Source organism: Arsenicibacter rosenii, from assembly GCF_001870735.1.
Lineage (GTDB): Bacteria > Bacteroidota > Bacteroidia > Cytophagales > Spirosomataceae > Arsenicibacter > Arsenicibacter rosenii.
On record NZ_MORL01000002.1, the window covers coordinates 293,493 to 318,958 of the forward strand.

The 25,466-nt window shown below is 52.0% G+C and carries 23 protein-coding genes; 9 read left to right on the forward strand and 14 right to left on the reverse strand.

Annotated features, from left to right (window positions below):
* Positions 1-119: 119 nt before the first annotated feature.
* Complete coding sequence (locus tag BLX24_RS05170) at positions 120-629, forward strand: phosphoribosyltransferase family protein (protein ID WP_071502023.1); 510 nt, start codon at positions 120-122, stop codon at positions 627-629.
* On the opposite strand, the gene BLX24_RS05175 is transcribed toward BLX24_RS05170, so the two are convergent.
* Positions 624-2,321, reverse strand: a complete 1,698-nt coding sequence (locus tag BLX24_RS05175) for a DUF6044 family protein (protein WP_071502024.1) — start codon at positions 2,319-2,321, stop codon at positions 624-626. The two genes, BLX24_RS05170 and BLX24_RS05175, sit on opposite strands and share 6 nt — an antisense overlap.
* Positions 2,321-5,272 carry a DEAD/DEAH box helicase gene (locus BLX24_RS05180; RefSeq protein ID WP_071502025.1) on the reverse strand — a complete coding sequence of 984 codons (2,952 nt, stop codon included), beginning with the start codon at positions 5,270-5,272 and terminating at the stop codon, positions 2,321-2,323. The genes BLX24_RS05175 and BLX24_RS05180 overlap by 1 nt, the downstream gene beginning before the upstream one ends.
* A gap of 212 nt (positions 5,273-5,484) precedes the next feature.
* Between BLX24_RS05180 and BLX24_RS05185 the strand changes: the two genes are divergently transcribed.
* The 4 genes from BLX24_RS05185 (at position 5,485) to BLX24_RS05200 (ending at position 8,441) form a co-directional block, all read left to right on the forward strand.
* Positions 5,485-6,096, forward strand: coding sequence for an IMPACT family protein (locus tag BLX24_RS05185; RefSeq protein ID WP_071502026.1), 612 nt, complete (start codon positions 5,485-5,487; stop codon positions 6,094-6,096).
* Positions 6,097-6,175: 79 nt separating this feature from the next.
* Positions 6,176-7,636: a leucyl aminopeptidase family protein gene (locus tag BLX24_RS05190; RefSeq protein ID WP_071502315.1), complete on the forward strand. Its 1,461-nt coding sequence runs from the start codon at positions 6,176-6,178 to the stop codon at positions 7,634-7,636.
* Between the two features lie 11 nt (positions 7,637-7,647).
* Positions 7,648-8,133, forward strand: coding sequence for a DUF6932 family protein (locus BLX24_RS05195; RefSeq protein WP_071502027.1), 486 nt, complete (start codon positions 7,648-7,650; stop codon positions 8,131-8,133).
* Entirely contained in the window at positions 8,133-8,441 is a 309-nt protein-coding gene (locus tag BLX24_RS05200) for a hypothetical protein (RefSeq protein ID WP_071502028.1), read from the forward strand. The genes BLX24_RS05195 and BLX24_RS05200 overlap by 1 nt, the downstream gene beginning before the upstream one ends.
* A 42-nt stretch (positions 8,442-8,483) precedes the next feature.
* On the opposite strand, the gene BLX24_RS05205 is transcribed toward BLX24_RS05200, so the two are convergent.
* From BLX24_RS05205 to cysS, 4 genes are read right to left on the reverse strand one after another with little or no spacing between them, the layout of a single operon-like run.
* Positions 8,484-9,515 (reverse strand): M28 family peptidase, encoded by a 1,032-nt coding sequence (locus BLX24_RS05205; protein ID WP_071502029.1) that lies wholly within the window; start codon positions 9,513-9,515, stop codon positions 8,484-8,486.
* Positions 9,516-9,561: 46 nt separating this feature from the next.
* Positions 9,562-9,909: a XisI protein gene (locus BLX24_RS05210; RefSeq protein ID WP_071502030.1), complete on the reverse strand. Its 348-nt coding sequence runs from the start codon at positions 9,907-9,909 to the stop codon at positions 9,562-9,564.
* Entirely contained in the window at positions 9,894-10,310 is a 417-nt protein-coding gene (locus BLX24_RS05215) for an element excision factor XisH family protein (RefSeq protein WP_071502031.1), read from the reverse strand. The genes BLX24_RS05210 and BLX24_RS05215 overlap by 16 nt, the downstream gene beginning before the upstream one ends.
* Before the next feature lie 3 nt (positions 10,311-10,313).
* A complete protein-coding gene (cysS, locus tag BLX24_RS05220) occupies positions 10,314-11,801 on the reverse strand; it encodes a cysteine--tRNA ligase (RefSeq protein ID WP_071502032.1) in 1,488 nt (495 codons plus the stop codon).
* A gap of 202 nt (positions 11,802-12,003) precedes the next feature.
* On the opposite strand from cysS, the gene BLX24_RS05225 reads away from it, so the two are divergent.
* The 3 genes from BLX24_RS05225 to BLX24_RS05235 all read left to right on the forward strand — a co-directional run bounded on the left by BLX24_RS05225 (position 12,004) and on the right by BLX24_RS05235 (position 15,206).
* Positions 12,004-13,197 carry a hypothetical protein gene (locus tag BLX24_RS05225; protein ID WP_071502033.1) on the forward strand — a complete coding sequence of 398 codons (1,194 nt, stop codon included), beginning with the start codon at positions 12,004-12,006 and terminating at the stop codon, positions 13,195-13,197.
* A 56-nt stretch (positions 13,198-13,253) separates the two neighbouring features.
* Positions 13,254-14,174 carry a PfkB family carbohydrate kinase gene (locus tag BLX24_RS05230; protein ID WP_071502034.1) on the forward strand — a complete coding sequence of 307 codons (921 nt, stop codon included), beginning with the start codon at positions 13,254-13,256 and terminating at the stop codon, positions 14,172-14,174.
* Positions 14,175-14,378: 204 nt separating this feature from the next.
* Positions 14,379-15,206, forward strand: coding sequence for a universal stress protein (locus BLX24_RS05235; protein ID WP_071502035.1), 828 nt, complete (start codon positions 14,379-14,381; stop codon positions 15,204-15,206).
* Positions 15,207-15,211: 5 nt separating this feature from the next.
* On the opposite strand, the gene BLX24_RS05240 is transcribed toward BLX24_RS05235, so the two are convergent.
* From BLX24_RS05240 to BLX24_RS05250, 3 genes are read right to left on the reverse strand one after another with little or no spacing between them, the layout of a single operon-like run.
* A complete protein-coding gene (locus BLX24_RS05240) occupies positions 15,212-15,781 on the reverse strand; it encodes a sugar O-acetyltransferase (RefSeq protein WP_071502036.1) in 570 nt (189 codons plus the stop codon).
* A gap of 30 nt (positions 15,782-15,811) precedes the next feature.
* Complete coding sequence (locus tag BLX24_RS05245; protein ID WP_071502037.1) at positions 15,812-18,004, reverse strand: xanthine dehydrogenase family protein molybdopterin-binding subunit; 2,193 nt, start codon at positions 18,002-18,004, stop codon at positions 15,812-15,814.
* Positions 18,005-18,006: 2 nt separating this feature from the next.
* Entirely contained in the window at positions 18,007-18,516 is a 510-nt protein-coding gene (locus BLX24_RS05250; protein ID WP_071502038.1) for a (2Fe-2S)-binding protein, read from the reverse strand.
* Between the two features lie 415 nt (positions 18,517-18,931).
* Between BLX24_RS05250 and BLX24_RS05255 the strand changes: the two genes are divergently transcribed.
* Positions 18,932-19,819, forward strand: coding sequence for a helix-turn-helix domain-containing protein (locus tag BLX24_RS05255; protein ID WP_071502316.1), 888 nt, complete (start codon positions 18,932-18,934; stop codon positions 19,817-19,819).
* A 94-nt stretch (positions 19,820-19,913) separates the two neighbouring features.
* On the opposite strand, the gene BLX24_RS05260 is transcribed toward BLX24_RS05255, so the two are convergent.
* From BLX24_RS05260 to BLX24_RS05280, 5 genes are all read right to left on the reverse strand, one after another.
* Positions 19,914-21,104, reverse strand: coding sequence for an MFS transporter (locus tag BLX24_RS05260; RefSeq protein WP_071502039.1), 1,191 nt, complete (start codon positions 21,102-21,104; stop codon positions 19,914-19,916).
* Between the two features lie 148 nt (positions 21,105-21,252).
* The gene (locus BLX24_RS05265) at positions 21,253-21,876 is read right to left on the reverse strand and encodes a DUF1353 domain-containing protein (RefSeq protein ID WP_071502040.1); all 624 of its coding nucleotides are present in this window, start codon (positions 21,874-21,876) and stop codon (positions 21,253-21,255) included.
* A gap of 250 nt (positions 21,877-22,126) precedes the next feature.
* Positions 22,127-22,573, reverse strand: coding sequence for a hypothetical protein (locus BLX24_RS05270; protein ID WP_071502317.1), 447 nt, complete (start codon positions 22,571-22,573; stop codon positions 22,127-22,129).
* Between the two features lie 57 nt (positions 22,574-22,630).
* Positions 22,631-24,256, reverse strand: coding sequence for an acyl-CoA carboxylase subunit beta (locus tag BLX24_RS05275; RefSeq protein ID WP_071502318.1), 1,626 nt, complete (start codon positions 24,254-24,256; stop codon positions 22,631-22,633).
* Between the two features lie 68 nt (positions 24,257-24,324).
* Positions 24,325-25,317: an MlaD family protein gene (locus BLX24_RS05280; RefSeq protein WP_071502041.1), complete on the reverse strand. Its 993-nt coding sequence runs from the start codon at positions 25,315-25,317 to the stop codon at positions 24,325-24,327.
* Positions 25,318-25,466 lie beyond the last annotated feature (149 nt).

Consider the following 25,466-nt stretch of genomic DNA (forward strand, 5'->3'; position numbering starts at 1 on the left):
AATCGTGTATCGTTTACGAGGATATTTTTCAGAATTTTGCGTCTATGCATAGTCTGAGGAGGAAAAGGTTGCTTTTCAGGAGCAGACATTACGCCCGGCCAGGCTTAAATAATTAAGAAATGACTACTTCTGCGCAATTGATATTAACAGCAGAGCAGCTTCGTCAGAAGATCCGGCGAATTGCTTTTCAGATTTACGAGAACAATTTTGAGGAATCTGCCTTGGTTTTAGCCGGTATTTCGGGGGAAGGCTATGTGTTTGCCCGCCGTTTGCAGGAAGCACTGGCGCATATTGCCCCTTTTGACGTCTCTTTATTACGGATTGATCTGGATAAACACCAACAGGCCCAGCCCGCCGTTCAGTTGAGTGAAGCTCATGTTGAGGTGGCTGATAAAGTGGTCATTGTGGTGGATGATGTGTTGAACACCGGCCGTACCTTAACATTCAGTCTTCAGCCGTTTCTGACCACACCGGTACGAAAATTGCAGGTGGCCGTGCTCGTTGACCGGAATCACCCGCGTTACCCCGTTGCGGCTGATTACAAAGGGTATGCCCTCAGCACTACGCTTGCCGAACATGTACAGGTTGTGCTGAGCGATACAGAAAATGAAGGCGTTTATCTGTTATAGGACGTCATAGAGATAAATACGCCAGTAAGACGTACGGTCGTTGAAGACCCGTACCAGCTTCAGGTGGTTGATAGCTGTGTTTTGGATGGGTATACCGCTAAGCAGGTACCGCCCGCCCAGGGCGCGGAAGGCTGCTGTGTTCAGTACCAGATGCTTCACCTGGCTCCTGCTGTTTTTGCCGCAGGAAAAGGCGGCTTCTTTCATTCCTAATTCGGCCACATACGTGTAACAACGGCAGGCATAGGCGTCGTAATAAGTACGGATGCGGGGTGCTTTGGCCAGCTCAGCGGCAATTACGTTCCGGAAAGCGTGTTTGTAGCTGAGCAGGTAGTTATTCTGATAACTGTCGAGGGCATAAAAGCCGTTGTACAGCGAAACCGCCGGATTGAGCCCGATACTGGCTACGCGATAGGCAGGCTGGGGCTGGCGGATATAGTCGCGGATCTGCGCAAACTGCTCTGTGGCATAAAACGACCGGTACGAGATAAATCCCGGCGTTGGTCTGCCCGCCAGTTTACGCAGATTCACCCGCCACTCGTGATTAGCGTCGATCATGATACCGGCCTGTCCCAGCACCAGCACGTACAAAAACCAGCGCGGTTGTTGAATGATACGCAGTGCCAGGGCAAATAGCCATAGCCAGATGGCCGGCAGCAGAAAATAAAACCGGTCGAACTGGAACGACTGTAGTAAATTGCCCTTACCAGGCCAGATAGCCGGAAAGCGGTAAAAACCGCTGAACAGACAAATACCGATGATCAGCAGCAGACAGGCGGCCAGCCGGCGTAGCGCTTTACCGTCTTTGTGCAAAAAGGCATAGATCGCCGCAACAACCAGCGTACCGCGTATCCATCTTGTTGAGTAACTCCCGCAATGGTACTGAATATCGCTGAACAACTGCACGCTCTTGCCCCAGCAGTGGACAAATGTTTTGGGCAGGAGTCGGGCATAATCGTACTCGGTGCGGTGCGACACATACAGTTTGGCGGCAAACGAATAGATCATCTGCCATTCGCTGATACCGTACCCAAAGGCCAGCAGTCCGGTCGCGATCAGCAACCGGACATGAAACCGGCGTTGCGTCCACATAAGATACAGGCATAAGCCGCCCAGCGCAATAACAATAAATAGACCGGCCCAGACCAGAAATGAATAGAAAGGGAACAGACCGATGATAAGCCAGTCTTTCTGGGTTTGCCGGTCGTTGGCTATGTTGAGAAAGGCATACAGCAATAAGGGCTGACCACTCACCGAAATACCATGGACCACATACCCGGGAACTATCGCAAAACAAACCGCAATACCGATCCGGATCAGTGCCCATGAGGGTTCTGTCAGCAGGTACCGGCGCAGTAACAGCCACATTCCGATAAAACCCGTCAGGCGAATCAGCACCAGATTGACGACATAGGCCGTATAGGAAGGCAGCCAATAAAACAACACGACCTCCAGATTCAGGCCCGACCGCAGGGCTGCGCGCGGAATACCGTTCATCATGTTCGGCACAACAGCCATCGGGTCCATGGCAAAGGCGGTGCGGGAAATCTTCAGGATATGCAGATACAGAAAATCGCTGTCGAGGTTGTCGTGAATCGTTACGTAAGCATCCTCACCGAGCAGCAGATAGGGCAAAAAATAAAGGCCCAGGAGGGCCAGTGCACTGATAAAATACGTTTTTTCGGACCGAATCATTACTCTAATAAAACCAGCAGATCTTCTTTTGTCAGCGATTTTACGAAACTTTCTTCAGTTGTAATTAAATCACTGGCCAATTTCTGTTTCGACCGCTGCAAAGCCAGAATCTTTTCCTCAACCGAATTCTTGGTGATGAACTTGTAGGTAAATACCGTTTTCTGCTGACCGATACGATGGGCACGGTCTACCGCCTGCGCTTCGCTGGCAGGATTCCACCACGGATCGAGGATAAACACGTAGTCGGCAGCGGTCAGGTTGTGGCCTTGCCCGCCTGCTTTGAGCGAAATCAGAAACAGCTTAATGCTTTCGTCTTTCTGGAACAGTTCAATCTGGGATTTCCGGTCGGAGGTTGAACCGTCCAGATAGGCATACCGGATTTTTTTCTTTTTCAGGTATTCCTGAAAAACGTTCAGGTGTTTAATGAACTGGCTGAAAATAAGAATTTTGTGCCCCTCGGCCATCGCGATTTCCATCCGCATCAGTACGTCTGAGAGCTTACCGGAATCTCCTTCGTAGGCTTCGTCAATCAGGCGCGGGTGGTTGGCGATCTGGCGTAGCTTGGTCAGGCCCTGCAACACAACCATCTGCGATTTGGCCATACCATCTTCTTCAATCCGTTCCAGAATCAGGTTGCGGTAATACGATTTGGCTTCCTCATACTGCTGTTCCTGTTCGGGCGTCATCTCGCAGAACAGTACACTTTCGACCTTCTCCGGCAGATCGGTGGCTACCTGCCGTTTGTTGCGCCGGAGCATAAACGGCTTGATGATGGTATACAGCCGCTGGGTCTTCTGTTCATCATTGCGCTTCTCAATCGGAATCTGAAACTCGTTCCGGAAAAACGTCTGATTCCCCAACAGCCCCGGATTGATGAACGTCATCTGCGACCACAGATCCATGGTGCTGTTTTCCAGTGGCGTACCGGTCAGAATCAGCCGGTTTGCTGCATTGAGCTGCATAACGGCCTTCGTGATGTGCGAAGACGGATTCTTGATCGCCTGGGATTCGTCGAGAATGACATAGTTGAACCGGTAGGTTTTCAGAATGTCAATATCGATCCGGACAATGCCGTATGAGCTCAGAATCAGGTCATACCCGTCAAATTGGGCTGTGTTTTTATCGCGGTAGGTGCCGGTATAGAGCATTACCCGCAGATTAGGGGTAAACTTACGGGCTTCCAGTTCCCAGTTATAAAGCAGTGAGGTGGGCATCACCAGCAGCGTAGGCGCCTGTGCACCGAGTTCTTTCTGCTGTTGCAGCATAGCCAGCGTCATCACGGTTTTTCCCAGACCCATGTCGTCGGCCAGGCAGCCCCCAAACTGGAATTGCCGGAGAAAATGCATCCAGTCATAGCCTGCTTTCTGGTATGGGCGAAGCGTGCCTTTGAAATCGGCGGGCAGCGGATAACTGTCGATCGATTCGAAATTACGGAGGCCTTCCAGCCGGCGGCTCATGATGGCCGATGCCAGGCTTTCTTCTTCCAGTTGCTGCACCAGGGCCAGATGGTGTTTACGCAGAATGAGCTGGTCCTGATCAATATGGTCGTTTTCCAGAAAGGAGAACAGCTCAGAATAACGGGTAAACCATACTTCGGGAATGACGGCTATTTCGCCGTTGGGCAGCGTAAATTCCCGTTTCTTATTCAGAATCAGCGACCGGAGTTTTACAAACGGGATCTCAAATTCCCCGAAGCGGACATTGGCGTAAATGTCGAACCAGTCGTTGCTCTCGCGGATGGTTACGTCGATTGATGAATAGCCCAGGAAGTACCGTTTGGTGTCATCGGCGCTTTGGCGGAGCATGAAGCCGGTATCTTTCAGGAAGGTCTGGTTAGTCGATAGCCAGCTGAAGGCTTCTGCTTTCGGCAATGACAGCCGCCCCTGCCGTAGATCAAGGCCGTTGTTGCAAAGCTGGGTAAGCCGGTTGCGCTCCGTCCGCAGATCCCGGCGGATTTTGTGAAACAGATAGTCATCGCCTTTTTTCTCCAGACTGACGTTGGATTGGGTCGAGAAGCTATCGAACCGGAACGTAAAATTGCCGTACTGGAATGACAGATCAAACATAATCCGGCTATCGTCGTCTTCATCGTCGGCAACGGTAGTGGCCGACTGGTCAAAAAGCGTCAACGAGGCCGTCTGACTGGTGGTCCGGTGTTCGGCCAGCGTAATAATGGGTACCGGTTCCATGGCCTCGCTCCGGATTTCGAAGCCTTTGGCAAACACATCGTAATTGGCAATCAGCGGTACTACAAACCGGTTGTAGTACTGATCCTCGATGTTTTTAGGAATTACGATATGGTTTTTATTCAGAAACGGCCGTAGCTTTTTGCCGTCGACATTCTGCGCAAAGTGGTACAGTTTTTTGTCGATCAGCATCCAGGCAGGCTCATCGCACAGGAGCATGGCATTTTTGAACTGAAACTGCACGCGCTCCCCATTATGCCGGATAATCGGGAAATAATGAGTCGCGTCGGGATTCCGGACAAAGTGAAAATGCACCCGCGCCGGTTCGTCGACCCATTCGACAGGCATCCAGGCCGGATTGCTGTCGGAGCCCATGATGTAGAGCGGTTTGCCCGGCAGTCGTTCCAGAATCCGTGCCTTTATTTGTTCGAGATACCCGGCAATGGCCTCCTGAATGACTTTATCGCCTTTTTGCGGATCGTAGAGTTTCAGAAAGAAGTCGACAGAGGGCAGCTTGCGGGTATTATATTTCTTAACAATCGTATCTTGCTGAATCGCGTCGATCAGCCGGATCAGTTCAAAATCCCGTTCGTCGAGGCCTTTGGTAAACTCTCCGGCGTTCTGGCTCGACAACGTCTGGTTGAGCAGTGTCAGTTCGCCTTTGGAGTTACGTTGTACCACAAAGGCTTCGATCAGGTAGCCCAGGAATTCGTGTTCCAGCAACGAATACACGAGTTGAAAGGGTTGGGTTGGCGAAACTTTCATGGTCTATGCAGTATTATGGATAGATCGCTTACAGGACCAAAAAGGTCTGAAGGAAGTGAAACAAAAAAGCAGTTTATAACGCCGGAATCAGGCTATTTTGCAATAGGAACGGTTTCAAATATACGACTCCGGCCCAGAAACTCCAACCTTGCTTTGGTAGAAAGGGATTTTTTTATTGCCTGCCGGCGTTGGATACACATAGTTGCCAGATTATGCTTTTTGACGATACATACCGAACCATTGCCAAACCGGCGGAAGGGCTTTTCCGGGATAAAGGCAGTAAGTTTTTAGCCTACGCCTATCCCGTTACCACTGAAAATGAAGCCAAAGCATACCTCGATGCGTTGCGCAAGGAACATCCGAAAGCCAATCACCATTGCTATGCTTACCGGCTGGGGCCCGACAAAAATACCTACCGGGCCAGCGACGACGGCGAACCGGCCGGTACGGCCGGCCGACCCATCCTGAACACACTCTATTCGCATGATTTAACCAATATTCTGGTTGTGGTGGTCCGGTATTTCGGCGGAACGTTGCTCGGCGTTCCCGGTCTGATCAACGCCTATAAATCGTCGACGGTTGAGGTACTGTCGGGAGCTGTCGTGGTTGAGAAGACCGTGAATGAACGCTACCGGATTGTCTTTGGCTTCGAACGGATGAACGATGTCATGAAAATTGTCAAAGACATGCAGCTGACCGTACTGGGCCAAACCTACGACAACGAATGTGTTTTACGGATTGAACTCCGGAAATCGCTGGTCAATCAGGTGCTCGGGCGTTTCGAAAAGCTGGATGAGGTCACCACCGAGTGGGAGACGGCCTGATTAATGAATAATGGATGGTTGCTGTCGAGGCACCATTATACATTTTACATTGTTCATTTTACATTATTCCTTTTACATGATGCATATTACGATAAACCCGACACCGGCTGATACCTGGCTTGTACCGTTGGTGCAGACCGATTCACTGGCCATTGAGCTGGACGACATTGCGAATGAAGCAGGTCTGCCTGCTGAGCAGTTAAAACAGGATTTTAAAGGCGATATAAAAGAAGCCTTGCCGCTTTATGGGCCAAACGGGCAGAAAATATATTTGCTTGGCCTCGGGAAATCACCCGAAACAATGGACTGGCTGAAAACCTTCCGTGAGTTTTTCTTCCGGAACAAGGCCAAACTACCGGCCAGGATAAGCATTAACCTGACCGGTTTGGGTAGTGATGTAGTTGAAGCGGTGATTTTAGGCGTTTGGGCCGGTGGCTATGACCTGCGGCTTTACCAGACCGATAAGGGCGAAGCGCCGGTGTTTTACAGCGAGGCCGGTACGTTAGGCATCCACGTCGGCGCATCGGCCGGGGCCGCCGCACAGGCCGCCGTTGACCGGGCAGAAGCCATTGCGCAGACACGCCACGAAATCCTTGACCTGATGAATGCGCCGGCCAACTACAAAAATCCACAAACGCTGGCGGATTGGGCACTGGCATCGGGGCAGAAACATGGCTATGCGGTTACGGTCTTCGACAAAGCCGCTATTGAGCAGCATGGCATGCAGGCTCTGTTGAGCGTGAACAAGGGCAGCGATTTGCCGCCAGCGTTCATCATTATGGAATATAAACCGGCAGATGCTGACAATGTCCGGACGGTTGGTCTGGTCGGGAAAGGCATTACGTTCGATACGGGGGGCATTTCCATCAAACCGTCGACCAACATGCACCTCATGAAGAGTGATATGGGCGGAGCAGCGGCCGTGCTGGGAACGGTCGAAGTAGCGGCTAAGCTAAAACTGCCCGTACACCTGATCGGGATCATTCCGACAACGGAAAACATGGTCGATGGCAGCGCCATGAAGCCGGGCGATGTCATTGGCTCCTACATCGGCAAGACCATTGAAGTGATCGATACAGACGCCGAAGGCCGGTTGATTCTGGCAGATGGAATCGGATATATGGTCCGCAATTTTAAACCCGATGTACTGATTGATCTGGCGACTCTGACCGGCAGCGTGATTGGTACGCTGGGCTATCATGCGGCGGGTATGTTTACGCAGAATGATACCCTCGCCGCCGAACTGACGCAAGCCGCCAACCGGACCGGCGAGCGGGTGTGGCGGTTGCCGTTGTGGGATGTCTATAAGGAAGATATCAAGTCAGACGTTGCCGATCTGCGCAATTATAGCGGCAAGCCGTTTGCCGGTGCGATCAGTGCGGCGAAGTTTCTGGAGGTATTTACCGAGGGGCATACGGCCTGGGCACACCTCGATATTGCCGGTACGGCTTTTTCCGACAATGAGTTCGGCACCCAGAAAAACGCCAGCGGCTACGGCATCCGGTTACTGATTGACTGGCTGCAGGGAGTTACGGGCTAAAAACGGTACCTATGATTGAGTTAAACCCACGCGGCCTTATTACGCCTAACTACAATATACCTGCTACGATGACGGAACTGGAAAGCCTGTTTGTAAAGGGGGCCGAATCACCCAAACGTTATCAGCTTTTTGACTGTTATAAACTATATACAGAAAGTCTGGCAACCATATTGGCTGGTGAACCTTTTGTGCAGTGGGTAGATGGCAGTTTTACAACCAGAGAACTTAATCCTGGTGATATAGACGTAGTAAGTTTTATTAACTTTGATAGCGTCGAGCGTTCTGCCAAAGAGTTACAGTCATTTAAGTACCCTGACTCTTTATTGCATGGAGTAGATGCCTACATTGTAAAAGTTTATCCGAAAGATCATCAGTTATTTGCGCTTTATGCAGGTGATCGGGCATATTGGATGGATAAGTTCAGTAAAACGACTCGTAATAAGCGAGGTATTGTTTATCCGAAGGGCTTTTTAGAAATTACTATTTCCGGTAGCTAATGAAAAATGCGCGGGTTCTAAAGCTGTATGATTTAATACAGGAATTAAAAAAGACAGAGGAGATTATAGCGTTGCATCGGAGTTTATCGGAGGATACGTTTATGATCGGGCAATATAGCGCTGTGAAAGATCAGTTGTTTGCCAGAATTTTATCTGAATTAACTAGTCCACAACTGGCTTCCGCTGTAAGTTACCAGCTTATCAGACAGTTGATTGAGAGTTTTTATCAGCCTCTGGCAGATGATATGCCAACAAAAACTATTGATCAGGAATTATTAGAATTAAAAGCGCTTGCTCTGGCTGCCTGATGTTAAAAAGGCGCGGGAATCACCGCGCCTTTTTAGTTGGGCCTACTCATTATAAACTGCCTGCAACAACGTCTGGCCAACGGCTTTCAGCGTGTTCCGGTCAATATTGCTCATGTCGTCATTATCGGTATGCCAGGCCGGGAAAAAGGCACCGGTCAGCACATTGGTATGAATAATGTCGATCATCGGAATTTTGGCGATGATATTGGGCGCAATATGGTCGTCGGTAATGGCGCTACCTGACTGATCGACGAAATACTGGCTGTAGCCCAGCTGGCTGGCGGTCTGCCAGATGGTCGTTACCACGCTGGGGGCAAGCTCCACCGAATACCCTTCTTTGGCAAACGTTGCCCCTTTGGCCCCAACCATGTCGAGTAGTACCCCGTAATACGCCGAATAGCCGGGCTTGTGCGGATTTTTGGCCCAATAGCGGGAACCCAGACAGAAACCGACGAAGTCGATATTCGGGTTTTCCTTTTCGGTGTCGCCGCTGGCTTTTTCACCGTTCCCCCAGTCTTCGGCATCGAAGAAAATAAGATCGACACCGACCGTTGGTTTGTCTTTGGCTTGCTGAATGGCACGGGCCATTTCCAGCAAAACGCCTACACCGCTGGCCCCGTCGTTGGCAGCGGGCACCGGTTTTTTCTGATCGGCCACCACACTGTCCTGATCGGCATGCGGGCGGCTGTCCCAGTGCGAGGCCAGCAGAATGCGCTTGGTGGCCTGCGGATTCAGGCTGCCGATGATATTCCGGGCATTTAGTTTTTTGCCATCCCATGTGGTTGCCACAAACGACTGCACGGTCACCTCAAAGCCAAACTGCTTCAGCTTCGCAATCATGTAATCACCTGCCTTCTGGTGAGCCGGCGTATTGGGCACACGCGGTCCGAAAGCGACCTGCTGCGCAATATAGCCGTAAGCCGAATCAGCATTAAAGGCCGGTGCGGGTGTTTGTTTCATTTGAGTTTGTTCCTGTCCTTCCGACTGCGTTTGCTGCTTGCTGTTACAGGCAGCGATGAACAGGCTTGCACCCAGAAACAGGCTGAGTGTTATAGAAAAAGAGCGTTGTTGCATGAAAAAAATATTGTGTCAGCGAAGCGGGAGAGAGCATTTGGGTTGTTTACGCAACGGCATAACCAGAAAGTGCGCGTTTATAAGGCGGCTGAAATCCCAGGACAATATCCGACTTTGCAACGCCCCGGCTTTCAAGCTGACTGACCAGATCAAAATCAGTTGCATCTTCCTGAATCCAGATTTTACCGTCCCGGATATCAACATGAAAAACGGGATAATAAACGCGTTTCCCGTTTTCCCAGCCAATGGTCAAAATCTGATAATGATCCCGTTCGGTATCCAGAATCAATTGTTCCTCTATCTGATTTTCGCCGATGGTTAACGAAGGGGTATTGGCATAAAAGGTAAGCACCTCAATGATCGCATGCCGGTATTTATTCAACGTGTTATCCATTCTACGACTCGTTTTGTCAATACATCAAAAACAAGGAGCGATATCGCATCACTTTCAAGAATTTCAGCAATCAACGACTTTTGTAAAAATGACTGATAGATGTCATTATCGACTGCCAGATAAAGTTTTCTCGGGTTAATATCTTTATTCAATACTTCCCGATAAACATCATATTGTCCTTTGGCAAGATAAAAGTCATTAAGCTTGGATTTGCTGAGAAAGCTTTTCACCTCAACGGCAATGCTCTCCGGTCCTCGTTGGGCTACAAATACCTGCTCCGCTGCTAAATCAATTTCAAGACGTAAACCGCCTGCTTTCAGGATTAACGGATCGTGCGTAATGATCCAGCCATCAGCTTCAAGCGCCTCCCTGACAAGTTGATGGAATAAATCACGCGCCATGGCTTACTCCTCGTAGGCCCAGTCGATCCGGTGCTTCATGTCCTTGATCACCAGCCCCTGCTGCTTAAAGTAAGAACGAACTTCGTCAATCTTATCGTATTGCTTCTGCTCTTTGTACTGCCGGTACAGCATCAGCATACCTTCGACCACGCCGGTGCCTTCACTCGTTTCTTCCTTCAGCCCAAGTGCGTCTTCGATAAAGGTCACAAACGATTCTTTCAGCAGCGTAAAGACCTCTTCGCCCAGTGCTGCCGGTTGCAGCTGGTTCATGTACAGCATGTTGACGTACTTCAGCATGTTGAACAGGTTGGCCAGCGCCACGGCCGTGTTCAGATCATCGTTCATGGCGTCGTAGAAACCCTGAACGGATTTGCGGATGTCGTCCTGCTTTTTCTGATCGGCAGCAGCCTCGTCATTGGCCGCATAGTCAAGCGTTTTTACGACCCGAAGGCCGTTGATCAGGCGCTTGTAGCCTTTTTGCGCGGCTTTGAGGGCTTCATTCGAGAAGTCAAGCGTACTGCGGTAGTGCGACTGCAGCATAAAGAACCGCACAGTCATCGGCGAATACGCCTGCTCAAGCAACGGGTGACTGCCCGCAAACAATTCGGCCGGCAGGAACGAGTTTCCCAGCGATTTCGACATTTTCTGGCCGTTGACGGTCAGCATGTTAGAATGCATCCAGTACCGAACCGGCTCCCGGCCGTTGAGGCCGCTGCCCTGGGCAATTTCGCATTCATGGTGCGGGAATTTAAGGTCCATTCCGCCGCCGTGAATATCAAACTGTGATCCCAGGTATTTGGTACTCATGCAGGTACATTCGAGGTGCCAGCCCGGAAAGCCGTTGCCCCAGGGCGACGGCCACCGCATAATATGTTCGGGCGAGGCGTTTTTCCAGAGTGCAAAATCCAGCGGATTCCGCTTTTCCGACTGCCCGTCGAGTTCGCGGGTTTCGTTCAGCAGGTCGTCCAGAATCCGGCCCGACAGTTTGCCGTAGTTGCCGCCATTCTGATTATATGCCTGAATATCAAAATAAACGGATCCGTTAGACTCGTAGGCCAGGCCCTGATCAATCAGCTGGCGGACAGCTTCGATCTGCTCGACCATGTGGCCGGTAGCGGTCGGCTCAATGCTGGGCGACAGCGCGTTGAAGGTTTCCATCACCTTGTGAAAGTCATTGGTATACCGCTGCACGATTTCCATAGGCTCCAGCTTTTCCAGTTTGGCCATACGGCCGATTTTATCCTCCCCTTCATCGCCGTCGCCGACGAGGTGGCCGACATCAGTCAGGTTACGGACATAGCGGACTTTGTAGCCGATATGGGTCAGGTAACGAAACAGGGTATCGAACGTCAGAAACGTACGGACATTGCCTAAGTGAACGTAATTGTATACAGTCGGGCCGCAGACATACATACCGACGTACGGCGCATTAATCGGCTCGAAAAGGTCTTTTTGGCGGGTAAGCGTATTGTAAAGCTTCAGTGGCTGCATTGATCTTACTGGTTTGCGTTCCGATGGCAGAAGAACTCCGGTTGCCCCGAAAAAGTGCGATCCCGGCGGGTCATTCGGTTGTCGGAGCGGCTCATTTTAACTGGTTGCGAAGTTACAGAATGTTAGCCTTAAAACGCTACCCTTCCGACTTTTCCGTATTTTTGCCGGTCTATTGGCTCAATGATCCGTTTTTCTTCGTTTTATGCAACTTGTTGAAGTAGGTGCGAATGCTGATTATCAGCGGGAATTTATCCTGTTCCCGGTCCGGTTATATCAAAACGATCCTAAATGGACGCGTCCGCTTGATAATGACGTTGCGGATGTCTTTGACCCCGAAAAAAACAAGTTTTTCCGGAACGGGGAATGCATTCGCTGGCTGCTGCTGAATGAGACGGGCGAAACCATCGGGCGGGTGGCCGCTTTTATTAACCGCAAAACGGCTACGGTCGGTAATGACCAGCCAACCGGCGGGATGGGTTTTTTTGAGTGCATTGACGATCAGCAGGCGGCCAATCTGCTGTTTGACTCCTGCAAAAACTGGCTGGCCGAACGGGGGATGGAAGCCATGGACGGCCCTATCAACTTCGGCGAGCGCGACCGCTGGTGGGGGGCTCTGGCCGAAGGCTACGATAAAGAAGCGAACTACGGCATGCCGTATACCAAGCCCTACTATATCCGGCTGTTCGGGCAGTATGGGTTTCAGGAGTATTACCAGCAACACACCTATTACCTGCCGCTCGAAGAAAAGGAAGTACAGAAGGTAATTCACCCGACCATTTTTGAGCGCGCCAACCGGATTCTGAACGATCCGACGTTTACGTTTGTCTCGATTGATAAACGCAACCTGCCGAAATACGCGGAGGATTTCCGTATCATCTATAACCAGGCCTGGTCGAACAACCTCAATACCGGCGAGATGACGACCGAACGCTCCCTCGCCCTGATGCAGCGCATGAAGCCGATTCTGGACGAAGACCTGATGTGGTTTGGCTACCATGGCCCGGAAAAACAGCCGGTCGCGTTTTTTATCATGCTGCCCGAGCTGACGCAATATTTCAAGTACATGAACGGCAAGCTGGATTTAATCGGTAAGCTTAAGTTCTTGTACCACAAACTCATGCGTACGAATAAACATGCGTTTGGTGTTATCTTTGGCGTAATTCCGTCGTTCCAGGGGCGGGGCGTTGAATCGGCCATTGCCATTGCTTTTTCGAAAGTGGCCTGGGGAACAAAGGATTTTCAATACAAACATCTGGAACTGAACTGGATCGGCGATTTTAACCCGAAGATGCAGCGTTACGCTAAGCTGCTGGGCGGGGTTATTTCGAAACGACACATAACGTTCCGGTATCTGTTCGACCGCACCAAACCCTTTAAACGGCACCCGAATATTTAAGACGTGCCGGATCAGTAAACTGAAACGTGAAACCATAATAAATTACAGCACTAAGAATGAGTCTGTTAACTGTCGGCTCCGTCGCATTTGATGCATTGGAGACTCCGTTTGGCAAAACCGATAAAATCATCGGGGGAGCCGCCACATATATTACCCTGTCGGCGTCGTATTTCACGAAGGCAAACAACCTCGTTGCCGTTGTGGGCGATGACTTTCCGCAGAGCATGATCGACATTTTTAAAGACCATGGCATCAACACGGAAGGGCTGGAAATCCGGCAAGGCGAAAAAACGTTTTTCTGGTCGGGTAAATACCACAACGACATGAACAGCCGCGATACCGTAGAGGTGCAGCTGAACGTGATGGGCGACTTTAATCCGGTGATTCCGGATGCGTATCAGAATTGTGAATACCTGATGCTGGGCAACACGGCCCCGGCGGTGCAGCGGATGGTGATTGAGCGCCTGACAACGCGGCCGAAGCTGATCGTGCTCGACACGATGAATCTCTGGATCGACATTGCCAACGACGACCTGAAGAGCCTTTTACCGCTGGTAGACGTGCTGGTGCTGAACGATGAAGAAGCCCGGATGCTGACCGGCGACTATGCGCTGGTACGGGCGGCGGCCACGATCCGGGCAATGGGGCCGAAAACGGTGATTATCAAGAAGGGCGAGCATGGTGCGTTGCTGTTCCAGGACGAACACATCTTCTATGCCCCGGCCTTACCATTGGCCGAAGTCTTCGATCCGACCGGTGCGGGCGATACCTTTGCGGGTGGCTTCATTGGCTATCTGGCCAAAACCGGCGATCTGTCGTTCGACAACATGAAGCGGGCCGTGATCTACGGTTCGGCTATGGCGTCGTTCTGCGTAGAAAAATTCGGCGCGGAGCGGATGCTGAACCTGAGTCAGGACGAAATCTATGACCGTGTGAAGCAGTTTGTCCGCCTGTCGGCGTTCAGCGTTGAGCTGTAAAAAAGGCTTATTCTGAGAATCAGGGGTAGTCATGGCAAGTACATTTGCCGGGACTACCCCTGATTTATTTTCAGGACCAGGAAAATAGCAGACAGTGAAATATCTGTCAGGTAGCCGGATGACGGCGATCATCCCCTGATAAGCGGGTAGCTGTACCTTTACAACGGATTAACCAGCACAGCAGAGAGGGTGCTTTACATCATCATGAAAACAATTCTGGTTCCGGTCGATTTTTCGGAAAATGCCGCCAACGCCCTGCATTTTGCCATCAACCTGTCGCAAAAATTACAGGCTGACCTTATTCTCTTTCACTCGTTTCATACATTTCACGTCAATCCCTACGGGTCTGCCCGTGCGCTCGATGAAGAGATGCGTGGCGGAAAGCAGTATGCTGATGAGCAGTTGAGGCAATTTTATCTGAAGGCGGGCGGTAATCCCCTGGATACTCCTGTGTTGATCAGCAGCCCCAATGAGTTGCGCGACGAAATCATGCAGCTGGTTGCCGGGAAGCATATCGACCTGATCGTGATGGGAACGCAGGGGGCAGGTAGCAAGCTGGAAGGCATGCTGTTCGGAACCAATACGGCCTGGGTAATTGAAAAGGCTCCTTGTCCGGTCATTGCCATTCCGGAACACCTGCACCTGGATACCCTGACCGAGATTGTTTATGCCACCGACTATCTGCCCGGCGACCTGGTCAATCTGGCCTTGCTGACTCCGGTCGCTGACCTGTTCAAGGCCCATGTGACGGTCATTCACGTGGCGAAAGACGAGTCCTGGGCGGCCGTTCAGGCATTGGCGGCGTTTGAACAGCAGGTAATGACCAACACCGATTTTACGGATATCAGCTTCCGGTTATGGAAAGGCAACGGCGTAGAGCGGAGCCTTGACCAGTACCTGGAAACCAACAAGGTCGATTTGCTGGTGATGACTGCCCATCAGCGAAGTGCTACCGAAAAACTGTTCGGCAAAAGCATGACCAAAGCCATGGCGTTGCACGCCGCCACCCCGCTGATGGTGTTTCATCAGTGAAATGATTATGTTTCCGGTATTAATGCTTTAATTACTTTCGCCGGAACACCGGCCACAACCGTATTATCGGGAACGTCCTGCGTCACAACAGCACCTGCCGCTACCACCGAGTTTTCGCCGACCGTTACGCCCGGTAAGATGGTCGCGGCGGCGCCGATCCACGCATTGCGCCGGATGTGTATCGGTTTCAGAATAAGTGCGTTGCGCTGAGCCGGTTCAACCGGATGGGTTTCGGTAATGAGGCTGGCTTTGGGCGCAATCATGACCCCGTCGTCAATGGTGATGCCGCCCAGATCCAGAAACGTGCAGTCGTGATTGACAAACACATTTTTTCCGAACCGGATAAACCGCCCCAGATTGGTATGAAACGGCGTAAAAACGGTCGTTGTCCCGTCAATAGGGCTGCCTGTAATCTCGCCCAGCAGGCGTCGTGCCTCATCACTATCGGTAGCGTTATTCAACGCTACCGATAATTTCATCGTCTGCGAAACGGCTTCCATCAGCGCCGGATACTCCGGATCGTCAAACGGAATGGTTTCTCCCGCCTGCATTCGGTCAAAAATGCTTTTTTTCATTACGAATCGTTGGTGCGTCAGCGAACCCGCCTACGCCTTTAAGTTGTCAATATCAAACGGCATTTTGCGCAGACGGATACCCGTGGCGGCAAAAATGGCGTTGGCCAGGGCCGGGGCTACCGGTGGTAAGCCGGGCTCACCGACCCCTTTGATGGCCTTGCCGCCTTCGGCCAGAATATGTACTTCGATGGTCGGCATCTCGTTGATACGCAGTACCGGATTGTCGTGAAAATTGGTTTGTTCGGTCTTGCCGCCGGCAAACGTGATGCCGTTCTTGATGGCCGCCGTGATGCCCATCACAACCGCCCCTTCGACCTGTGCCTTGACGGTATCCGGATTAACGACGGTTCCCAGATCGATAACGGCATAGACCTTATCGATTTTTACCGAATTATCTGACCGCCGCGACACCTCAATCACCTGACCGCCTAAACCGGCAAAGAAATCCCACTGCGCCACGCCGCGTCCTTTCCCTTTTGGCAGCGGAGTGTCCCAGTTTGATACCTCTTTGAGTTTCTGCAACACCCGTTTGGTGTCTGAGTCTTTGGTGAGCATATCGAGCCGGAACTCCATCGGATCTTTACCCGCCGCGTGGGCCAGTTCGTCGAGGAAACATTCGTGCGAAAAGGCCAGCGTGGAACTGGTTACCGAGCGCCACCAGAACATCGGTACGTGAATGTCGGCGTAGACAAACAGATTCTTCATGTTCGGTATTTCGTAGGCCTGATGGCTGATGCCCTCGGTCATGGTCTGATCCAGCTTGGTTTTGTCGTTATTCGGGTTCAGAAACGACATGATAGTCGGCGCGATGACCTTGTGCTGGAAGGCCGTGAGCTTCCCGTCGGCCGAAACACCGCCTTTGAGCGCCGAGAAGGTCGCCGGGCGGAACGGCCCCAGCTGTGTATCGTCTTCGCGGGTCCAGATCAGTTTGACCGGCTTTTTGACAGCTTTGGTCAGATGAACGGCTTCGATGATGAAATCAATGGCTAAGCGGCGGCCAAACCCGCCACCGCTGAAGGCGGTGTGTAGTGTAACATCGTCGGCTTTCAGGCCGAAAAGAGCCGGAATGTCACGCAGGATATCAGACGGTACCTGTGTCGACGTCCAGATTTCCAGCTTGTTGTCTGCCTTCCAGTGGGCCGTACAGTTCATGGCCTCCATCGGCGAATGGGCGACAAACGGCGTTTCATAAAACGCCTCAACCTGTTTTCCCGCTTCACCGAAAGCCTTGTCAAAATCGCCGGTACTGGCATCCACGACGCCTTCTTTTGCGGCCAGTTCACGGAGCGACTGCGCATAGGCCTGCGAGCTGAACGTGTCTTTACCCTGATAATCCCAGTCGGTTTTCAGGGCTTTGCGGCCCTTTAGGGCAGCCCAGTAGTTTCTGGCAATGACCGCTACACCGGTTGATTTGTAAACGCCGAATACCCGCTCCACTTCCAGCACCTGCTCAACGCCGGCAATGTTCATCGTTGCGGTTTTGTCGTAGCTTTTCAGCCTGGCGCCGAAGACCGGGCAGTGTTCCACCGAGGCATACACCATTCCCGGCACGTCGGCGTCGATGCCAAACACGGCTTTACCCGACACTTTCAGCGGTACATCCTGCCGTTTGATGGATTTGCCGATCAGTTTAAAGTCTTTCGGGTCTTTCAGCACCGGGCTTTTCGGTACGTCAAGCTTCGACGCGGCTTCGGCCAGGTCGCCGTAGCTGAGGCTCTTGCCGGATGGCTTGTGGACCACCTTTGCGTTTTCGGCATAACACTCCGATGCCGGAACACCCCACTGCTGACTGGCGGCGGTGATGAGCATTTCTTTCGCGGCAGCACCCGCCTTCCGCATATCGTTGTAGCTGGACCGTACGGAAAAGCTGCCGCCCGAAAACTGGGCGTCTCCGAACTTACTTTCGCCCCCGGTTTGCCGCACGGTGTACTGGTCAGGCGAAAGCTCCAGCTCCTCCGCAATCAGGACGGGAATCGACTGAAACGTGCCCTGACCGATCTCCGGTTTTGAATTGAACAGGGTGATTTTCCCCGATTTTTCGATGATGATATAGGGCGTAAACGTATAGCCCGGGTCCGGTGCCGCTGACCGCAGCGTCTGGACGGTATCGGACATATCCGTGGCATTGGCCGACGAAATCCCGAGCACAAATGCGGTGCCCGACAGGCCTGCATACCGCAGGAAGTCACGGCGGTTGACAGTAGTGTTTTTGGGAGCAGACATGATTATCGGGACGCTTGTTTAGGTGATTTCTTTACCGTACCGGCTTCGGTCTTCAGCGTAGCCGCTGCCGAATGAATCGCTTTCCGGATGCGGTTGTAGGTGCCGCAGCGGCAGATATTACCGGCCATGTAGGCATCAATATCGTCGTCGGTCGGGTTCGGATTGCTTTTCAGCAAGGCTACGGCGCTCATGATCTGTCCCGACTGGCAGTAGCCGCACTGAGGCACCTGCTCCTGGATCCAGGCTTTCTGGACAACATGGTCGATATTGGCCGAAATACCTTCAATCGTGGTGATCTTGCTCGTTGCTTTCACGGTCGAAACCGGTGTCTGGCAGGAGCGGACGGGTTGTCCGTCGAGGTGAATGGTACAGGCTCCGCAAAGGCCCATACCACAGCCAAACTTAGTGCCCTTCAGGCCCGCATAGTCGCGGATGACCCATAGCATCGGCGTATCCGGTTCGGCTTCGATGGTTGTTCGTTTGCCGTTGATGGTAAGCGTGTATGTTTTCACGGGAGTACGTTTTTTATTTATCTAAGGTAAGTTGTTTACTGAAATTATACGCCAGCATGACATTCCACATAAAAGGTCTGTTGCCGGGAACATCAGACCGGAAGGTCTGGCTGATGGCTGACTGACGCGTAAACGGGATACGCTTCTTCGACAAAATTGCCGTTCCGGAAAAAGGTCCCCATGTCCCCGTTGGTGTATAGCAGATAAACCGTCGGAAAGATGGTACACCGGCGAGCAAAAAACAAGCAGACAGGCAGTTATGTGATTCACCAATAGTGTGTTAGATTATAGGGTATGCAAAATTAAGCAGTATACCTGCGCACGCCTTTACCGGTTTTACGGTTTTACCTACCACTTTTACGGATTGCCGGAAAACGGATTGGTTTCGTACGTAGTTTTGATCAAAAAGACGATTATGATCATTTACGATACCATCCGGAAATACAGCGAAACGTTTAACAACAAAACGCTGCATCCGCTCATTAATCTGGTTGATCTGAGTAGGTCGGCGCCGCTGGAAAGAACGCGTTTCCGGCTGGATTTCTACGCCGTTATCATTAAGGAAACTATGTGCGGTGATCTGCGGTATGGCAATCAGTACTATGATTATGCAGAAGGAACAATCGTATTCATCGGTCCCGGGCAGGTGATAGCCAGTGAACCGGAAGGCGAACGGCATCAGCCCTATGGCAAGGCGCTCATTTTTCATCCTGACCTGATCAAGGGCACCAGCCTGGGCAGGCAGATACACGAATACTCGTTTTTCAGCTATCAGTCCAACGAGGCGCTTCACTTGTCTGACAGTGAGCGGGGTACTGTTGACACGTGTTTCCGTAATATTGCGGTAGAGATCGGGCAGAACATCGACCGCCACAGCAAAAAACTGATTGTGGCAAATCTGGAGTTACTCCTGAAATACTGCACCCGTTTTTATGACCGGCAGTTTATTACCCGGGAGCATATCAATCATGGGATTATCAGCCAGTTTGACGAAAAGCTGACGGCTTACCTGCTGAGCGACAAACTGAAAACCCATGGTTTGCCGGGCGTTGCTTATTTTGCCGCTGAGCTACATCTGTCGCCCAACTACTTCGGTGATTTGATTAAGAAGGAGACGGGGAAATCGGCCCTCGAATACATACAGCTCCAGGTGTTAGAGCTGGCGAAGGAACGGATTTTTGATACGACAAAGTCTGTGAGCGAAATCGCCTACGAACTGGGCTTTACATACCCGCAGCATTTTACCCGGTTTTTTAAGCAGAAGACGGGCATGTCTCCGAATGAATACCGGCAGACGGCCTGATACGCCATCGGAGTACCGGTCCGGTCTGCCTGCCGTAGTCAACGCGACCGCTAAGATGTTTTCTACTATATCCGGGTATTGATATCCGCAGGCTTTACCGCTTTCCTTTTACCGCATAGCTAATTGAAACCAGGAGCATAAGCACGGCCAGACACCCTAATGCAATACTCAGGGAGAAACGCTGGGCGACAAAACCCAGCAGGGCAGGACCAGCCAGCATACCGGTATATCCCATGGTTGTGATAGCAGATATACTTACGGTTGGAGCAATGCCCGGGAGTCTGCCGGCTTCACTGAAGAATACTGGTACCACGTTGGCCGCTCCCAGGCCCAGGAGCACAAATCCGGCCATTGCTCCGGCTACCCAAGGGCTTAAAACAGCCAGGCTCAGGCCGATGGCGCCGAGCAAACTACCGGCTACCACAACGGTTTTCGCATCCAGGCGGGCGATCAGCTTGTCTCCGGCCAGCCGCATGATGGCCATGGCAACGGAAAAGGCCGCGTAGCCGACGCCTGCAAACTCCGGTATAATGCCTTTGACATCGCGCAGAAAAACGGCACTCCAGTCGAGCACGGCTCCTTCGGCCAGAAAAACGGCAAAACACATCAGTCCCAGAAACAAGACACTGCCGTTCAGCCATTTAAAGGATTGGTTGCTGCCGGGAGCGCCTTCGTCGTTGGTTGAAAATCTGGCAATAGCCTCTTTTTCGGTTGCTGGCGGAAACAGGTTTTTATACTGGGTCAGGCTGATGATAATCATCAGTGCGGCAATGCTGATAATGGCATAGAGCGGGCTAAGGCCCAGTTTAATCAGAAAGCCCAGACCCAGAGAGCCTAACAGACCGCCTACGCTGAACAATCCGTGTAAAAACGACATGATCGGCTTGCCATACAGATTCTGCACCTGTACGCCGTGGGCATTCATGGCGACGTCGATGGTACCGATGCTGGCGCCGAAAACAAACAGGGTGACAGCCATGGCCGGTGTTGACGGCAGAATAAGCAATAAGGGCAAAACCAGTGCCATGATCAGTGCGGCTCCGGTCATAATGAGACGGCTGCCGAACCGTCCGGCCAGCCAGCCGGAGACCGGCATCATCAGCATGGCACCACCGCCCAGCAGCAAAAGCAGCAGGCCCAGATTGGCGTCGTTCAGCGCCAGCCGGTCTTTGGCAAAGGGAATCATAGGTGCCCAGCTCGACATGCCCAGGCCACAAACCAGAAAAATCAGCTGGGTGGCCATGCGGGCTTTTTCTATTTGTCTGGTCGGGAGTAACGTTTCCATAGGTTGAAGGGATAGGGATCGCAAATCTGTGCCAAAATACGGCTTAACTTCGTGTTTGCAACCCGCCGCGCAACCAGAAAAACATCAACAGACCTCAGGACTGCGTGTACGGTCCGGTTTTGAAAGCGGCAGGCTGTATTCAGGGCTTTCAGCGAGGAGCTTTCCGGATTTGTGTAAAGGTAAGAGAGCCCTTCAGTCGTGCATCAATAGCATCAAGCGAAGGATTCGTATTTCGTATCCACTGACAGTCTGTCTCAAAAGTAGTGTCGGGATAAGTGGTTTCGAAAGATGTAATAATGCGCTTATGTACGCCGGCTTCGTAGTCTACAATAAAGTTGGCTTCCCACCGCGGTGCATACGCGTAGAGGGCGGCATACATCATTTTTGCTGTTGGCTCATCGACGCCCGTCGTTAGGCATGCCTCAAAAAACATGCGGTGTATAGCCAGCCATTTCTCCTGTTTGTGTTTGCAATGATAAGCATGGACGATAAAGGCATTCCGGTAATCAGCGGTGTAGGGTGAACCGGCTAGCGTCCGGGCTTGCTCAGGAAGCGATGTACTATCAATGATTACACCGTCAGGAACCACCCAGATCTTACCGGCCTCATCGACAAAACCAAAGCCGGTTTTTATACGCAGCCCATATAGCTGACCCTGCGCATTGAGGTATTGTACGACCGGTGCGCCAACAAATTTTCGTTCAGGCTTTATTATACAGGCGGCCGAAAAAAAGATTGCCGTCAGACAGTAAACCAATAGTTTTTTGTTCATGGCTGGAGGAAAGGAATGAATCTTATTCTGACGCCAATATACGATCCGGTTACCAGATAAGACAATAAGTTTTGGTTCGTTTTCCTAAACACACAAAGGATGGGTCATCTTTAGGATATTCTGTTCAGTTTTTGGGAGCTAACGACCGGAAGTGTAGCGGTCTGCCTGATATTGACAGGAAAATTCGGGATAATGCAAGCGGCAATCCATCCGGGCTTACCGCTTGCATTATCTCCCTGACCGCTGTCAGTTATTGCTTCTTCTGAAACTGATAGGCAATGCCGAAGTGTGCATAGAAAACACCGCTTTTAAAGTTGGCGCGGGCGTAGGGCGACAACTCAAACGCGACCCGCAGGTTCGGAATGCTGTGGATAGGGGCAACCCGAACCCCGGCATGCAGCGAGTACCCTTCCAGAATGTCAGCATCGTTGAGCTGATTCAGGGCGTTGAACCGTATACCCAGCCCCGTGTAATAATTGACAAATTCCTTCCGGCTGACGTTGACCATGGGAGCCACCGTAGTACTCAACGACCCAAACAGCGTATTAAACTGCATCCGGCCGTCGAGCCAAACGGCTTTGTTAGGGTTAGTGCTGACCGAAAACAGCGAACTGAACGGATAATAGGCTACCGAAGCCTGACTAAAGGCGGCAACCGATAGCAGCACACCCGCAGCTGACAAGACAATACGTTTCATGCTGCGAATAAGGCGTTTTTTAGCCATCTGTCCAATCTTTTTTAGGCAATGACCGCCCTAGGTCTGAATGACACCGACATTGAACGGCCGTGTGATCGGGGCGTGATTGGCGGCCGCAATACCTTCCGACAGGGTCTGACGGGTCTGCAACGGATCAATCACGGCATCAACCCACAAGCGCGAAGCGGCGTAGTAGGGCGATAGCTGAGCGTTATACTGATCGGTGATTTTCTGTAGCAAAGCCTGTTCTTCGTCGGGTGCCAGCGGCTGGCCTTTAGCTTTCATGGTGGCCACCTGAATCTGTACCAGGGTTTTGGCCGCAGATGCCCCGCTCATCACCGCCATCTGCGCCGTTGGCCAGGCCAGCATCAGACGCGGATCGTAGGCCTTGCCGCACATAGCGTAATTACCGGCTCCGTAGCTGTTGCCGATCACCACGGTAAACTTCGGTACCACCGAATTGGCCATGGCATTTACCATCTTGGCACCGTCTTTAATGATACCGCCCTGCTCGGAACGGCTGCCAACCATAAACCCGGTTACGTCCTGTAAAAACACCAGCGGAATGCGTTTCTGGTTGCAGTTCATGATAAAGCGCGCGGCTTTGTCGGCGGCATCGCCGTAAATCACACCGCCCATCTGCATTTCCGGTGCCTGACCAGTCCGCCCTTTTGCCTTAACAACCTTCCGCTGATTGGCGACGATGCCCACTGCCCAGCCATCAATCCGCGCATAGCCGCACAGCAGCGATTTGCCGTAGAGCGGTTTATATTCGTCAAATTCAGACTTGTCGACCAGCCGCTCAATGAGTTCGAGCATGTCGTAGGGCTTCACCCGGTCGACGGGCAGCAGCTGATAAATATCTTCGGGGGCTTTGGCCGGTGGTGCCGGTGTGGCGCGGTCGAAACCCGCTGTTTCGGTATGGCCCAGCTTGTCGAAGATGCGTTTGATCGCGTCGAGGCAGCTTGGGTCGTCGGGGTATTTGTTGTCGGTGACGCCCGAAATTTCGCAGTGCGTACTGGCGCCGCCCAGCGTCTCGGCATCAACATCTTCGCCGACGGAGGCTTTAACCAGATAAGGCCCCGCCAGAAAAATAGAGCCGGTCCCTTCAACGATCAGGGCTTCGTCGGACATGATAGGCAGGTAAGCCCCTCCGGCCACACAGCTGCCCATGATGGCAGCGACCTGTAAAATGCCCATCGACGACATCATGGCATTGTTACGGAACGTGCGGCCGAAATGCTCCTTATCGGCAAAGACTTCATCCTGAAGCGGGAGGTATACACCGGCGCTGTCGACCAGGTAGATGATAGGCAGCCGGTTTTCCATGGCAATTTCCTGCGCACGGAGGTTTTTTTTGGCCGTAACCGGAAACCAGGCACCGGCTTTTACGGTAGCGTCGTTGGCAACAATGACGCATTGCCGGCCCGAGACATAACCAATTCCGGCCACCACGCCTGCGGAGGGGCACCCGCCATGTTCGGCATACATACCCTCACCGGCAAAGAGGCCGATTTCAACAAACGGCCGGTCATCGTCGGTCAGGTACGCAATCCGTTCGCGGGCGGTTAGTTTGCCTTTGCGGTGCTGGTCGTCAATTTTCTTTTGTCCGCCACCCAGTTGGGTTTGGGCTGTTTTCTGGCGGAGTTCGTCTACTAAAAGGTCAAGTGATGAAGTGTACATAGCAATAGCGCGGGCGTTTCGGCCCGCATTAAGGATAAGCAGACAGCCGGAAACGTACGACAAAAGTGCTACTTCGTTGTATCAACGGTAACCGTTGCCGACCGGCCCGGGGTAACAGCCTGATTCGCCGGTGTGCCTTTGTCTTTCCGGCCAAACAGGGAGAAATGTACATACCGCTTTGGGTTTTCGCGGAAGTCGGTCAGGAGTCGCTCCAGACTGACGGTTGTGGCATTGACGTTGGCATACAGGGCCTCGTCGGATGTCAGTTTGCCGATTGAGCCTTTGCCCTGCTGAATACCGGCCAGCAGTTTCTGCAGGTTGGCTACGGTCTGGTTGGCGGTGGCCAGTGTCTGCCGTAGTTGCAGGGCGTTCAGTGAGTCAGCAAAGGTGCTGGCTTTCGCCAGAATGGGTTTTACCTGTTTTTCGGTTTCGGCCAACGATGCCGACAAGCGGTTTACGTTGGCGAGCGTTGCCCGCAGGGCGGCCCGGTTTTCCTGAACGGTCAGGTCAAGGGTTCCGGTCACTTTATTGGCTCCGGCCAGTGTCTGGTTCAGAATGGCAGCGGTTTTATCAAAGGACAGCACAATCCGGTTCAGGTTGCGGGTCAGCGAGTCAACGTTGTTCAGGACCGGGGTAGCCTTGTTGCTGAGCGTGGCTACCATGCCCGATTCTTTAACTGCAACGAGCCGGCCACCGTCTTCCATTACCTGTCCTTTCTGATTGACTTCCAGCCGGATAAGTTTGCCGCCCAGGAGGCCGTTGTCGGCCAGGATCGCTTTTGAGCCTTCGCCCACAGCAAGGTCTTTCCGGATGTCGAGTGTTACCAGCATTTGATTCTGCTGGTCCTGAAGGATTTTAATTGTCTTGACACGCCCTACGGTAAAGCCGTTGACCTGTACCGGGTTCGACACGGTCAGCCCGTCTACATTGTCGTAAATAGCCTCATACTGCCGGTTGCTTGAAAAGAAATCAGAACCTTTTAAAAAATTAAAGCCAAAATAAAGCATCGCCAGCGCGACGACTGCCAATATACCTACCTTCGTTTCCTGCGAGAGTTTCATAGTCAATAATGAACGTGTGAAAGAGCGGCAGAATGAGATGTCCGGCCAGAGTCCTGCTGTTTTTCAGGCTTTGTTTTTGCTCAGTTCACTACCTTAACTTCCGATTTGTTGCGAAAGTACAACATCTCAGAGAGTTTGAATAGTTTGAT